At 40.8% G+C, this 13,805-nt stretch carries 17 protein-coding genes; 4 read left to right on the top strand and 13 right to left on the bottom strand.

The window, feature by feature from the left end; all coding sequences use genetic code 11:
* Positions 1–61 precede the first annotated feature (61 nt).
* Positions 62–1,066, top strand: coding sequence for a M15 family metallopeptidase (locus tag EHS13_RS10835; RefSeq protein WP_155700349.1), 1,005 nt, complete (start codon positions 62–64; stop codon positions 1,064–1,066).
* Here the strand turns inward: EHS13_RS10835 and EHS13_RS10830 are convergent.
* Both EHS13_RS10830 and EHS13_RS10825 read right to left on the bottom strand, forming a co-directional pair.
* Entirely contained in the window at positions 1,061–1,777 is a 717-nt protein-coding gene (locus EHS13_RS10830; protein ID WP_155700348.1) for a response regulator transcription factor, read from the bottom strand. The two genes, EHS13_RS10835 and EHS13_RS10830, sit on opposite strands and share 6 nt — an antisense overlap.
* Positions 1,778–2,145: 368 nt before the next feature.
* Positions 2,146–3,078, bottom strand: coding sequence for a manganese-dependent inorganic pyrophosphatase (locus tag EHS13_RS10825; RefSeq protein WP_155700347.1), 933 nt, complete (start codon positions 3,076–3,078; stop codon positions 2,146–2,148).
* A gap of 130 nt (positions 3,079–3,208) precedes the next feature.
* Between EHS13_RS10825 and EHS13_RS10820 the strand changes: the two genes are divergently transcribed.
* Entirely contained in the window at positions 3,209–4,282 is a 1,074-nt protein-coding gene (locus EHS13_RS10820) for a hypothetical protein (protein WP_155700346.1), read from the top strand.
* Positions 4,283–4,340: 58 nt separating this feature from the next.
* Here the strand turns inward: EHS13_RS10820 and EHS13_RS10815 are convergent, their stop codons facing one another.
* Positions 4,341–4,940: a nitroreductase family protein gene (locus EHS13_RS10815; protein WP_155700345.1), complete on the bottom strand. Its 600-nt coding sequence runs from the start codon at positions 4,938–4,940 to the stop codon at positions 4,341–4,343.
* A 187-nt stretch (positions 4,941–5,127) separates the two neighbouring features.
* Between EHS13_RS10815 and EHS13_RS10810 the strand changes: the two genes are divergently transcribed.
* Entirely contained in the window at positions 5,128–5,859 is a 732-nt protein-coding gene (locus EHS13_RS10810; protein WP_155700344.1) for a hypothetical protein, read from the top strand.
* A gap of 66 nt (positions 5,860–5,925) precedes the next feature.
* Here the strand turns inward: EHS13_RS10810 and EHS13_RS36385 are convergent, their stop codons facing one another.
* The 6 genes from EHS13_RS36385 to EHS13_RS10785 form a co-directional block, all read right to left on the bottom strand.
* A complete protein-coding gene (locus tag EHS13_RS36385; RefSeq protein WP_193571492.1) occupies positions 5,926–6,099 on the bottom strand; it encodes a hypothetical protein in 174 nt (57 codons plus the stop codon).
* Between the two features lie 76 nt (positions 6,100–6,175).
* Positions 6,176–6,913, bottom strand: coding sequence for a sugar phosphate nucleotidyltransferase (locus tag EHS13_RS10805; protein ID WP_155700343.1), 738 nt, complete (start codon positions 6,911–6,913; stop codon positions 6,176–6,178).
* Positions 6,913–7,371: a hypothetical protein gene (locus EHS13_RS10800; RefSeq protein WP_155700342.1), complete on the bottom strand. Its 459-nt coding sequence runs from the start codon at positions 7,369–7,371 to the stop codon at positions 6,913–6,915. Before EHS13_RS10800 ends, EHS13_RS10805 begins: the two co-directional genes overlap by 1 nt.
* A complete protein-coding gene (locus tag EHS13_RS10795; protein WP_155700341.1) occupies positions 7,346–7,531 on the bottom strand; it encodes a hypothetical protein in 186 nt (61 codons plus the stop codon). Before EHS13_RS10795 ends, EHS13_RS10800 begins: the two co-directional genes overlap by 26 nt.
* A gap of 22 nt (positions 7,532–7,553) precedes the next feature.
* Positions 7,554–8,612, bottom strand: a complete 1,059-nt coding sequence (locus EHS13_RS10790) for an undecaprenyldiphospho-muramoylpentapeptide beta-N-acetylglucosaminyltransferase (protein WP_155705302.1) — start codon at positions 8,610–8,612, stop codon at positions 7,554–7,556.
* A gap of 46 nt (positions 8,613–8,658) precedes the next feature.
* Positions 8,659–9,801, bottom strand: a complete 1,143-nt coding sequence (locus EHS13_RS10785) for a GntR family transcriptional regulator (RefSeq protein WP_155700340.1) — start codon at positions 9,799–9,801, stop codon at positions 8,659–8,661.
* A gap of 163 nt (positions 9,802–9,964) precedes the next feature.
* Between EHS13_RS10785 and EHS13_RS10780 the strand changes: the two genes are divergently transcribed.
* Complete coding sequence (locus EHS13_RS10780) at positions 9,965–10,783, top strand: GNAT family N-acetyltransferase (protein WP_155700339.1); 819 nt, start codon at positions 9,965–9,967, stop codon at positions 10,781–10,783.
* Here EHS13_RS10780 and EHS13_RS10775 read toward each other — a convergent pair.
* The 4 genes from EHS13_RS10775 to EHS13_RS10760 are packed head-to-tail and all read right to left on the bottom strand — an operon-like array spanning position 10,778 to position 13,745.
* On the bottom strand, positions 10,778–11,500 hold the full coding sequence (locus tag EHS13_RS10775) for a metallophosphoesterase family protein (protein ID WP_155700338.1): 723 nt from the start codon (positions 11,498–11,500) through the stop codon (positions 10,778–10,780). The two genes, EHS13_RS10780 and EHS13_RS10775, sit on opposite strands and share 6 nt — an antisense overlap.
* An 18-nt stretch (positions 11,501–11,518) precedes the next feature.
* The gene (locus EHS13_RS10770) at positions 11,519–12,190 is read right to left on the bottom strand and encodes a bifunctional 2-keto-4-hydroxyglutarate aldolase/2-keto-3-deoxy-6-phosphogluconate aldolase (protein ID WP_155700337.1); all 672 of its coding nucleotides are present in this window, start codon (positions 12,188–12,190) and stop codon (positions 11,519–11,521) included.
* A 32-nt stretch (positions 12,191–12,222) separates the two neighbouring features.
* Positions 12,223–12,975, bottom strand: coding sequence for a 2-dehydro-3-deoxy-D-gluconate 5-dehydrogenase KduD (kduD, locus tag EHS13_RS10765; RefSeq protein ID WP_155700336.1), 753 nt, complete (start codon positions 12,973–12,975; stop codon positions 12,223–12,225).
* A complete protein-coding gene (locus tag EHS13_RS10760) occupies positions 12,972–13,745 on the bottom strand; it encodes a DeoR/GlpR family DNA-binding transcription regulator (RefSeq protein WP_155700335.1) in 774 nt (257 codons plus the stop codon). The genes kduD and EHS13_RS10760 overlap by 4 nt, the downstream gene beginning before the upstream one ends.
* Between the last annotated feature and the right edge of the window lie 60 nt (positions 13,746–13,805).

Raw genomic sequence — 13,805 nt, 5'->3', positions numbered from 1 at the left:
AGGACTATTTTGTGGTACTATAAAAACTTAGTTATTTTACATAGACAGGGGAAATCACAGCATGCTTAAACATCGCCTTTATAGTCTCTCCATCCCTCTAAGCCTTAGCCTAGTTATTATAGTCTCGGGGTGCCAGCATAATACAGTTCCATTGGCATCTGAATCTACAAATTCGTCTGAAGCTGCCGGCTTAATATCGTTTGGCTCCAGTCATTATAGCCTTTCACCCGGTGCCTCAAATCATATCGTCAAAACCGACATCTCAAAGCTTAAAAAGGTAAGCTTCAGCTCTAGTCAACCTGAAATTATTACTGTCGATGATAAAGGAATCGTTCATGTTTCATCTAATGCTTCTATTGGTTCCAAAGCCATTATCTCTTCTAATTACAAAGGTGAATCCACGGAATGCACAATTACCGTCAAATATTCCTTGTTAGATACTCTTACCACAACCGCAAATGGAAAAAAAGTCGTAACTGATGCTGAAGATGTAGCCGTTGTAGTCAACAAACAAAGATCTCTGCCAGATAATTATATTCCTGCTGATTTAGTAGTGCCTGAGATACCTTTTATATTTAAAGAAATCATTGAAAAACGGATGCTGCGCAGCGTTGCGGCTAAAGCGTTGGAGCAGCTCGTTGCACAAGCAGAAACCGAGAATATTCACTTGTTTGGAGTGTCTGGTTATCGTTCCTATGTCACTCAAAAATCCGTTTATAATGGGAACGTGCAAGATAAAGGCTCTGTTGAAGCCAATAAAATCAGTGCTATTCCTGGCCAAAGCGAGCATCAAACAGGCCTCGCAATCGACTTAACGAATAATGTACCTGAGGACCAATTGGTTGAGTCCTTTGGAGATAGCAAAGAAGGCAAATGGCTTGCCGCTCATGCCGCCGATTATGGTTTTATTATTCGTTACTTAAACGGCAAAGAGTCTCTAACCGGTTATGCCTACGAGCCCTGGCATATTCGTTATGTAGGGAAAGATATTGCTGAGGAAATTTATGCTGATCAACTGACCTTAGAGCAATATTTTGATGATGCCATTGCTGTTCAAGGCTCATGATGATGATGTTTCTTCCTGGATACTATAACCGACTCCTCGAATCGTTTGGATTAATGAAGTTTTAAAGCTGTAATCGACTTTTTTGCGTAAATAACGAATGTACACATCCACAATATTAGTGTCACCGACGAAATCATAGCCCCAGACCTGTTGAATAATTTGCTCTCTGCTTACAACATTCGGTTTATTCTCAATTAAGTAAACAAGCAAGTCAAACTCTTTCATCGTCAATTCAATCGGTCTGCAGTCGCGAACGACTTCACGCGTTTTGCGGTTTAGAGATAAGCCAGCTACGATTAGTCTATCATCCGTAAGATTCATTGTGGAATCGATCATCAGTTCAATAAGCATCCTATTCCGCAAAGATGCCCGAATTCTAGCAAACAGCTCATCCGTATTATATGGCTTTGTGACGTAATCATTCGCTCCATTATCCAGCCCAGAAATGATATCCGAGGTTTCATTGCGGGTTGTAACAATGATCACAGGCATAACTGGAGCTGCCTTTTTTACCCGTCGCAATACTTCCATCCCATTTAACTCAGATAGAATAATTTCGAGCAATATTATATCCCACTTTTCTTGTAAAGCTCGCTCCAAGCCGGCTCTGCCATTCGTAGCAACTTCTACTATGTATCCTTCACGAGTTAGTTCTTGTTTGAGATATTCGGCAGCTTTCTCTTCGCCGTCGATAATCAATATCGTATGCATGGCGTCCCTCCATGACAGAAGTATGCCCTATATGATGGAACATAATTAATATAACTAACCTGCGCGATATAAATTTATAACCGATCCTTACGAGTTCCTTTTGACCGTTATCCCTTTGACTCAGCGATTAGTTTGAAATTTTTGCTGAGTCGATGGGATAACGGTGCAAAGAAAGACATTATCTATTTGTCCTTTATCGCCGCTTTATCAGCAGCAGCCCATTGAGCCCAAAGCTGCTCATCAGATTCCAAGAATCCAGATTTCATGCATAGTTACACCTCGTTTATCTGAGTTAGCTATAAGTGCAAAAAACAACAAGAGAAGTTTTCTCTTGTTGTTTTCAGATCATTGATTATGAAGCAACTAACTTAAAGCTTGTTAAGAATATCTGTTAACACAGGTACAATTTGCAATTTACGTGAGACAACACCTTTAAGAACGGCTGTATTGTTCTCCAATTTAACATCATACGCTTGTTCAACGGAAGCACTTAAGCGACCTAGGGAAATAGCTACAGAATCATTATTGAGAATATCAGTCACGACGAATACGAATAAGTCCAGTCCTTTATCAGCAATAATTGTATTAAGCGCAGCTTCCAATTCTGCTTGACGAGAAAGTACATCGTTGACATCAACTGCATTAACTTGAGCAATTTCAACTTTATAGCTGCCCATTTGAAATTCTTTAGCATCTAGTGAAATTAAGTCTTTAATTGTTTTTTGGCTTAAATCTGCACCCGCTTTTAGCATTGCTAAACCGTAGCTTTCACCATTAACCTCAGCGATATGAGCTAATTCACGAGCAGCTGCTACGTCTTGCTCTGTGCAGGTTGGTGATTTGAAAAGCAATGAATCCGAAATAATTGCCGATAACATCAAACCAGCAATCTCTCTAGTGATAGCGATATTATTTTCTTTATACATTTTATTAAGAATCGTCGCTGTACAGCCAACTGGCTCAGCACGGTAATACAAAGGATGGCTTGTTTCAAAATTCGCAATCCGATGGTGATCAATAACCTCTAAAACACGGACTTGATCAATGTCGCTTACACTTTGCTGACGTTCATTATGGTCTACAAGAATGACGTCCTTAACTTCATTAGCAACCGTTTCCACTAAACGCGGAGCAGGTACTTGGAAATGATCAAGGGCAAATTGTGTTTCTCCATTAACGTTACCTAAACGAACCGCTTCAACCTTAAAACCTAATTTCGTTTTTAAATCAGCGTAGGCAATTGCAGAACAGATCGTGTCCGTATCCGGATTCTTATGCCCGAAAATAAGTGCTTTTTTCATGTGAGGACTCCTTATTATTTTATTGGGTAAACGTTCCTTTAACGATTATAGCGTTAAATCAACTGGATTTCCAATGAGAGAAACATTATCTTATCTTCGGCGTCTAATATAGTAGAAAGGTAGTGTGATAATGCGAAAATATATCATCGGTTTCATGATTGGAATTGCGCTTTCTATATCTACAGTTGTTTTTGCTGCTAATACGATTCAAGCTTACCTTTTTCCAAGTCGTGTACTTTTTCATATCAACGATACGGTCAAAGAAATTGACGGCTCAGGAGATAACGCGGTTATTAATTACAATAACAAAGCTTATATCCCGCTCCGTGCTTTTACAGATGCTATGGGAGCGACCGTAACCTTCTCGCCATCATCCAGTATAACTAGCTATTTGAATAAAATTGATATCTATGAAGGTCCTGCTGCACCAATTAATACAGGTCTTACGCTTAAAGACAGTGAGGGCTATGTGACTATTAGCAATCTAAAGGTAGTCAAAGATAAAAACGGTAATGAATTTCTTACTTCCGGCACCATTCAAATTAATAAAGATCTAACCGGAAAGACGATTGAATTGAACTACTCAGCTATCAAGGAAAATAATACTGCCGCCTCGTTGTTCATGTACATTCTTAATGAAGATATTGACAAACCAGAGCCTGGGGACATCCGTCCTTTTAAAACCTCTGTTGGTATGAATGACCGTAAGCTGGAATCTTTAAGTGTTATTGTTCATGATACTGTGAAGCAATATCCGTATACTGAGTTGGATACTAATTGGGGTGATCCTGTTGCGATTTATTTTGCTCCTAGATCTAATTTTGTGAATAATGGGCAAATGTCGCTAACAGAAATCTCATCATTTTCAATCGCTGTAGCCAATTCAAGTGCAAATAATATCATTATTCAGCCCTATGATCTCACCTTCGAGGTATATAAAGCGGATGCTAATTATCAACAGCAGGAGCTGGTTTACAGCTATAAATTGCCAAGAGCAACTGGTACTCTAGGCAAAAGTGCAGGGTATAGCGTGATCGTTCCATGGAATCAAAGAGGCACGAATGGCAAATTTATTACTGCTGGCAAATATGCTATACGATTAAAGGCTCCTGCAAGCTTGCAATATTTTAAAGAAGGCAGCAATGATATTATCAACTATCCCTTATATTTGCGTACATCTGGCTTTGGCGTTGAGTTTAAATAAGCTTTGACCAAGAAAAGCGGCTAGTCTCTTATTAGAAGACTAGCCGCTTTTCGTTTATTTACTTGAATATTTTCACTCGTTCCTCTAATGGCTGGAATTCTTTGTTGCCTGGCTGAGCTGTTGGTTTCCCAAAAGGCATTTGTGTGATTAACTGCCAGGATTCCGGAATTTTCCATTCTGCTTTCACTTTCTCATCAATTAAAGGGTTGTAATGCTGGACTGAAGCTCCGAACCCTTCAATTTCAAGTGAGGTCCAAATTACATATTGCAGCATCCCAGAGGATTGCTCGGACCAATGAGGAAAGCGATCCTGATAGGCTGCAAATTGAGCTTGCATTCCTTCAATCACCTTGTAATCCTCAAAAAACAATACCGTACCATAACCGTTTTTAAAGCCGTTTATTCGTTGGTCCGTAGCCTCAAACTGATCTGCAGGAACAATTGCTCTTAAGACCTCCTTGGTGAAATCCCATAATTTATCATGATGTTGGCCTAATAATAACACCACCCGTGCACTTTGAGAATTAAAAGCAGATGGTGTGTGCTTGACCGCATCCTGAATAATTTCTAAGATACGCTCATCTGAGACTGTAGATTCTTTGCTTATCGCATAGTACGTGCGTCTCTCTTTAACTGCTGTTAGGAAATCCTTGGACATATGCTCACACTCCTTCTATCACTGTTAATTGGCCATAAGTTGCCGATTATCAGTATTTTAATAGTATGTATTAAACACACTACACTTATTACCCGATAATTTTATTTTTAAAACAATCGTTAACTCTTTTTCCATTTCACAATAAAAATGTTAAAATAGTTTTAGGTCAACAAAAGGAGGAACATACATGCCACATTGGGTTAAACCGGAACAATATACCGCATTCCAGAATGAAGATGAAGCTATGGCTTTTTGCAAGGATTGGGGACTGTTGCCACAAAAAGCAACTAAACAGAAGGAATACCGTTACAAAGGTCAGAATATGGATGTAGCGTGTGAGATAGTCGGTTATGCGGATCTTGTTTTTGCAGTGATTCAAATTGGTGATCAACTACATAATATTCATCCCTCTTACTTAAGAGAAATGCAAACAGGCCAATTCGGTAAAGGGAAACCGGAAGATGACGGTGAGCTGCTAGAGCCCGAATTAGAAGAGCTAGCCCTAGATGGTGAGGCAGAAATTAAACCAGCGAAAAAAACAGCGGAAAAGAAAGAGAAAAAGCCTGTTGAAAAAGCTGAGAAAGCTGAGAAAGCAGCGAAGGAAGCTCCGATTACTTTACCGGAGGGCAAGCTGAATTTCGACGCAACCGTTTCTCAATTTGCATCAGTGCCTAATCCATTCAGTGATACAGATGATGAAGTTATTATTTTCGAGCCTGCTTCTTTTTCATTCGAGAATGAGGTAGTTGTGCTTGAATCAGCTTGGACAAGCCATGGTACCGGCATGAAGAAATTAGAGCTGGAAATCGGGGACAAGCTAACCTTCGAAGCCAAGATAGTAGCTAAAAAGCTCAACAAACATGCAGTGAAATACAAGCTAAATAATGCGGGTAAGATTGTTAAACTCGATCCGGCATAAGCTAATTACAACTCAAAAAGAAGCTCAGGTCACTGTGACCTAAGCTTCTTTTTTAGCATTACGAGATTATATGGAGTCTACATTTTGTAAGGCGTGCTCCCAGCTTGGGAAGTAAAACAAAGCATTCTGAATGAGCTCTGGATGGGATTGCTTTAGTTTTTTCTTGTTTAGGGACTGCCCACTATTCTTAAGCTCCTGAATATTGGTAAGCACATCTACTACACTCATACTAGCGTCCATTTAATCCCTCCTTTTCAGATGTTACTATTATTCCCATGTATATTTAGATTATCCATTAAAAATCTAGGCTAAATAGTTAATCAATTAAACCTAATCTTACATTGGTTTCGATCCAGCCTTCTTTGGTCCCAATGTCCCAGCGCTTTCCTTCAAAGAAAAGCCCATAAGCAGCATTATCCTTCAATAGCAGATTAAAGGCTTCGGTTAAATATAATTCTCTTGTTTCTTCAAGCTTCAGCGATTTAATTATGTTGAAAATTTCAGGAGCAATGATGTAACGGCCAATCGAAGTAAACAAAGAAGGAGATGAGCCTTGCGGCTTTTCTATAATGGAACTTATTTTCGCTATATTACCTTGCTTTTCAGTCATATTTACGGAATTATAGCTATGTATTTTCACCGCAGTCGTCTCTTCAATTGCCGTTACCATGGAAGCATTATTCCGGGTATATACATCCATCAGCTGTTTAGTACAAGGCACAATAGACTCCACAATCTCATCAGATAGACATAATGCAAAGGCTTCCCCATTAACAAAATCTTCTGCAAGAAGCACGGCTGGCGCTGTCCCATTTAAGTTATTCTGGATGACAAATTCAATTTCCACACGATCTCGATAATACTCTTCTATCATTTCTTTGCGATGACCCACCACAATTAATATCTGTTCAATACCTGAATCGATTAATTCCTTAATGATAAAGTCGAGCGTAGGTTTATTGCCGATAGGCAGCATTGGTTTCGGTATGACTCGTGTGATAGGCTGGAATCTCTTCCCCATGCCTGCAGCGAGGATTACGGCTTTTTTAATCATTAGATCATCTCCGTTAAGTGAATCATTTCATCATGCATTCCTAATTCCTCAAGTAGATCCTTGCACAATTGCTGTAGTCTTTTATCATTCGGGATATGCTTCAAAAACTGTAAATTACGGATAAGTGCCAGCTTGGACTCTGCGCTTGATTCGCGAAGTAAATCATTGAGCTGTTGCGAATTGCCCAATGCAGCTTGGAGTAGATTAACATGAGACTGATTTTTCGTATTGAAAATAGACGTAACACCGATGTTGTCGAGTGTTTGAGCTACAACCACTCGCTCGCGATCGATCCGTATATTACGTAAATGGTCGGACATGTTATCAATTTCAGCTATTTGAAAGGTTGCTTTTAGTTTTTTCCATGGCATCCGCTTGATCTGGGTTTTTCTTAGCTGTTCCTTTTTTACGAGCATGATTCTCATAAGCTGCTCAATTGTTGGAGGTAACCTTCTCAAGCGTATCCAACTCCAGCTCGTTCCAGCTATTCAATTCTGTTAATGAATCTGGGAAAACTTTAGCATTATAACACAATATGGCATGATCAAACATACTCTTATCCTTCTTATCTAATTGATTGTAGGCATGTATGATTTCATTGATCCTAGCTTGCCTCATATAAACTAACCCCCTAACCCCATTATCCTTTTTTAGAAGTCTTTTTAATAAATTTAAAAAGTAAGGATAGAGCATCCCGCTCAGGTGCTTTCCCCATCTTCTCTTTGTAGGTTTGGCGTTGCTCATAGACTCTATGTACATCAGTTACCAAAGCTTCTGCACTTAGCGCTTCTTCATTAAGTACTTCACAATAACCGGCAGCTGCAAAAGACTGTGCATTTAAAATTTGATCGCCACGGCTCTGGGCTTTGGAAAGCGGAATTAGCAGCATGGGTATTCGTAAAGCCAGAAATTCAAAAATTGAATTCGCCCCTGCTCGCGAAATAACCACATCTGTCATCGCTAGAACATCAGGAAGCTCATGATTGATATACTCATATTGCCTATAATAAGGTGATTGCAAGATGGGGTCAACCTGCCCTTTTCCGCAAAGATGAATAATCTGAAAAGTGTCCGTAAGTTTATTTAAAGCGCTTCGCACCGTTTGATTAATCCGTTTGGCACCGAGACTGCCACCCATAATAAGTAATACGGGTTTGCTAGAGTTAAGCTGACAGAAAGCTCTGCCTCGCGCTTTATTGCCTTGCTTTAGCTCATCCCGGATAATGGCCCCGACAAAGTGTGTTTTTGCAGATTTCAAATGCTGGGCTGTCTCAGGAAATGTGGTGCAAACACCTGTTGCAAAAGGAATCGCGATTCGATTAGCCAAGCCAGGCGTAATATCCGATTCATGGATAATAACTGGAACTTTATTCAGCCATGCAGCAAGTACAACCGGAACAGACACAAAACCACCCTTGGAGAAAAGAATAGTGGGCTTCTGTTTCTTGATTATGCGGTAGGCTTGAAATACCCCCTTTACAACTTTAAAAGGGTCCTTCACATTGTTCCAATCCAAATATCGCCTTAGCTTTCCTGTAGCAATACTGAAATATTTCACCTGCTTAAGCGGGAGGATTAGCTCCTTCTCGATCCCATTCTCTGAACCTATATACTCCACTGCCCAGCCGTCCTGCTGAAAGTGAGGAATTAACGCTAAATTGACTGAAACATGTCCAGATGATCCGCCACCTGTGAACATTATTTTTCTCAAAGCACTTAACCACCTTTAGTTTCGAACGATTGCGTTATTGTCTTGCAGCTGCAGTAGATACACCAATAACAAGCTTAGCATCCAATGTCACTCGATTCGGTACCTTTTCACCATGCTTTAATTTCAGTACATTTTCAACTGCAAGCTTACCAATTTCCTCTTCCGCTTGCATTAAATGAGTAAACTGATATCCGCTGCCTAGCGTAGTGGAAGGACTATCAAAGCAAATAATCGAGATATCCTCTGGGATTCGTTTGTTTAACGACTCTACCGCGGCTTTGGCGAGCAAGGCAATATTATATTCAATGGCAAATAGAGCAGTAATGTGTGGATTTTGCTGTAGATGCGCTTTAATCATCTGGATATCCTTGTCCATATTAACGGTATGGAAGGAGTTCGGAAGTGTCGAGGTAATTTTATCAAGCCAAAGCGTTCGATCTACCATCACGCCACGTTCTGCGTGCGATTGAATAAAGCCTTCAATTCTATCCTCAATGGCTGTTGTATCCATAGGCGGTGGGGTCAGCAAACAAATATGTTTATGTTTAAGCTCCAATAAATGATCCGTGCCTAATCTCGCAGCCTTCACATTATCTGTACAGATAGATGCAGCAGCCACCCCTTTTAAATGGCGATCTACTAAAACCAAAGGGAACTGCTGAATGACCAGCTTGAGGATTTCTGAATTATAGAATTCACCTTGAGCCGGGAACACGATAATTCCGTCTACACCTAGATTGAGAAAATCACGAATCGCTTTTTCTTCATTTTCCGGGATACCGAAAGACCTGCGCAGCAAAAGAAAGCTGTCATGCTCTGCCGAGCTGCTTTCCATACCATAGATCATTCCTGTGCCAAAGGTATTGCCAAAATCTGTGATTACAAGCCCAATTAATAATGGCTTCACACATTCATCCGGTACATTCTCCACTCTCTCTGCAGTGCCAGCTTCAATTACAAACGAGCCTCGTCCAGGCATTCTGACAATCAAGCCTTCTTTAGCCAGCAACTCAAGCGCCTTCTTGCTAGTAATTCGGCTCACATTAAAAGCATCAGCCAATTCCTTCTCCGAAGGCACGCGATCACCTATATTGTAAACTTTCCCCACAATCTCACCACGTAACGAATCAAATATCCGCTCATAAATCGGCTTGGATTCTAGCGCCAACTCATTCATCCCCCTATAGAATCACAAATGCTATGCAAACGATATAAGTAAATATATCATGTTATACTACCTTTGAAAAGAGTCTCTCCCACAATAAGGGAAATCGCTCCTTCAGCAGCAGTTACAGACCACCCTTTTACATGTTATATTAGAAGAAAAAAAGGAGGCTACTATGTCAACCATCCAGGAATTACAAGATATTGCACAGCTGCAAAAAGAATGCGAAGCCTATGATCACATCCAATTAAAGCTTAACTGGGAGATGCTAAGAAACCGTGAAAACAATGAAATGGATTTTTTTATATATGAGAATGGAGAGCTTCAAGCATTTTTAGCCCTGTATGCTTTTGGTTCAACTGTCGAGATATGTGGAATGGTTAAACCAAGTGAACGTCGCAAAGGTCATTTCAAGCGCTTATTCCAACAAGGTATTGAAACCGCAAAACACAACGAATACAAGAAAATTTTGTTGAACGCACCTGCTGGGTCTGATGCTGCAAAAGCTTTTTTGAATCATACAGCTGCTGATTATGCTTTCTCTGAACATCAAATGGAATGGCAAGAAGGTATTGTTGAGGAAGTTGATGGCATCCAATTGCGTATTACCATAGAAGATGATTTAGAAATGCGCGTACGTTTGTCTATGGAGGCGTTCGGTGAAAGCGAAGAAGATGCTAGAGCCATGGAAGGCAGAACCAGCGGGGATAAGGACAATATGTATATGATTGAAGTGAACGAAGAAACCGTGGGGAAAATTCGCGTGAGCTTAGATGCTGAACAAGCGTGGTTATATGGATTCTCGATTTTGCCTGAGTATCAAGGTAGGGGTATTGGCAGGAAAGTCTTGCGTCGAATCATTAGAGAACAAAGCTTAGCTGGCCATTCCATCCATTTAGAGGTTGAAACTAAGAATGACCATGCTTTGGGATTATATGAATCCGTTGGTTTCAAAGTGGTACACGCACAGGATTATTATAAATATCGTTTATAAGCTGCCATTTCGTAAAATTTTTATCATCATTTCTGCGTTCGGGTAATTCAGTGCTTTGTATTGTTCAGCTACTTTTTCAACATCATAGCTTACACGTTCAATAGAGGTACTAATATTCCCCTCAACAATTTCTACTATTGCATAGGAAGCCAAAGCTAGCCCATCAAAAGGCAGGCCTACGCTTCCTGTATTAATCACAATTTTCCCTCGAAGATAGCGAATATAAGATCTGTGTATATGGCCATATATGTAAATTTGCGCATCCTCATTAGCTGACATCAGCTTGGAATGCAAGGTTTCGTCATCCACGCCAGGAAGAATAAATTCAAATAAACTATCCGGAGTAGCATGGAATAGGTGAATATTAATCCCTTCCATACAGAAGTTAATTTCTGTCGGCAGCTGCTCTAAATAATCAAGATCGGGTTGCTCTAATTGTGATTTGACCCAATCTCGCTCAAGGTTCATCATCTCTAGAGCTTTATCTGGAACTTCACCTAAACGAACAGCACGAATAACCCATTCATCTGCATTTCCTTTTATGACATCGGTATTCAATGCTCTTATTAAATCGAGTGCTCTTTTCGGCTCCGGACAGCGGTAGCACAAATCCCCTAAAACGTAAATTTTATCTATATTCTTCTTAGCGATATCTGTTAATACTTCTTCCAAGGCGACTGCATTACCATGAATATCCGATATAAACGCTACTCTCATAGAACCTGCCCCCTTTCCTTATTTCAAATCCTTTTTAGCTTGTAAAAAAGCGTTTCTATACTCATTCGCTTTTTTGGCAATCAAGCTAAAGTCTTTATTCTTTACAGCCTCTTTAGTCAAATCGGAGCCAATCCCCACAGCAAATGCTCCAGCCTTGATCCAATCCTTGAGGTTGTTCAAGTTCACGCCTCCCGTAGGCATTAGGTTAGCTTGCGGCAATGGGCCACGAATCGTTGGAATAATCGACGGCTCATAAAGATTGCCGGGAAACAGCTTCATTACATCTACACCAAGCTCTAGCGCAGTTTGCACCTCTTGAATTGTCATGACACCCGGCATAATCGGAACTCTATATCGATTGCATAATTGCACTGTTGCTTTATTCAAGCATGGTGCGACAATAAACTCCGCTCCCGCCAGCATAGCCGCCCGAGCTGATTCTGGATCAAGAATCGTCCCCGCTCCAATTAAAGCATAATTAGCCGCAATCACATCTTTACTGGAGTAACGCTTGGCTAATTGGGTTATAGCTTCTAGTGCAAAAGGAACCGTTAACGTAATTTCGATTACTTTAACTCCCCCTGCGATAGCTTGCTCCGACATGGCTACAACTTCCTCAGGTGAATCACCGCGAAGCACAGCCACTACGCCTGCATCAGCAATTTGCTGTAGGTAATTAAATTTTTTCAATTAAAGCACCTCATTTAGATTATTTAAAACAATTATCTCGCCATCCAACCGCCATCCACACTAAGCACATGACCATTCATATAATCTGAAGCAGCCGAAGCTAGGAACACAGTTGGCCCTTTCATATCCTCAGGCTTGCCCCATCTAGCTGCCGGAATCCGCTCCAGAATCGAGTTATATCTTTTCTCATCTGCTTGAATCGCTGCTGTATTGTTCGTTTCCATATAACCTGGAGCAATCGCATTCACTTGAATGCCTTTAGACGCCCATTCATTGGCCAGCGCTTTGGTCACACCGGCTACTGCATGCTTGCTTGCTGTATAACCAGGTACATTTATCCCGCCTTGATAAGTTAACATGGAGGCTATGTTAATAATTTTACCACTGCCTCGTTCAATCATATGATTACCAACAAGCTGGCTTAGGAAAAATAAACTATTGAGATTCAAATCCAGCACATCATGCCAATCCTGTCTTAAGTGCTCCGCAGCTGGCTTGCGCCGAATGATTCCCGCATTGTTCACGAGTATATCAATTCGACCATATAAACCTAAAGCTTGAGCAAAAACTCCATCCAATAATGCTTCATCACTTAGATCGACTGCGATCAATTCTGCTTTTCTGCCCAATGCTCTAATCAGCTTTACGGTTTCATGGCTTTCTGAATGCGATAAAGCAATAATGTCAGCCCCTGCTTCTGCAAGTCCAATAGCCATGGCTTGACCTAATCCACCAGATGCCCCTGTTACTAAAGCAATCTTTCCGCTTAAATCAAATGAGCTCATTGCGCACTCCCTTTTCTTTTGTAATCAATCACCGTTCCAGCTTGTTTATAAGCTTCGGCCGTTTCAACAGATAATCCCTCATCGGTAATAATCACATCAATATCTGATAGTTTCGCAAAAGTGTGCAAGGCGCTTTGACCAAATTTATAATGATCGATGACCGCATAAGTGGTTTGAGCAGACTCAACCAAAGCTCGCTTAAAAGCAAGCAATTCCCCCGTATAAATCGATAAGCCATACTCCAAATGTAAGGCAGTTGCTGAAACAAATGCTTTTTTCACATTTAAACGACGAATAGAGGCGACTGCCTCATCTCCAGCAAGAATATTGCGAACACGGTAACCGCCCGGTACAACGAGTCGAATTTGATCCTTCGCGATCAGTTCGCTAATTACGTATAAATCATTGGTGATGACGGTAAGAGGCTGATTATCCAACCTCCGGGCAATCTCAAGAATCGTGCTTCCACCATCCAGAGCAATCACATCACCAGGCTGAATATACTGAAGCGCTCTTGCTGCTATCTCTATCTTCTCAGCTTTATGTTTGATATTGGCCTCGCGAGTAGAAAGAATTCCCAGCTGGTCACTTTGGGCTAGCATCGCACCTCCATGCACCCTCATGAGCAGCTTTTGCTCCTCCAGCTTGCCTAGATCCTCACGAATTGTTTTTCCTGAGACCTGCAGCTGTTCACTTAATTCGAGCACCGTCACTTCTTTTTTCGCCAAAAGCACTTCCATAATCTTCTCATAGCGCCGAATTGCATTCATACGAAAACCGCCATTTCAATTATCCTGTTAAAAGGCAACTTGTAACCTTCCCCTTAACCA

It is taken from the genome of Paenibacillus psychroresistens (assembly GCF_009728935.1).
GTDB lineage: Bacteria > Bacillota > Bacilli > Paenibacillales > NBRC-103111 > Paenibacillus_AC > Paenibacillus_AC psychroresistens.
The sequence above is the reverse complement of the archived record's forward strand: the minus strand, read 5'-3'. Positions and strand labels throughout refer to the sequence as shown.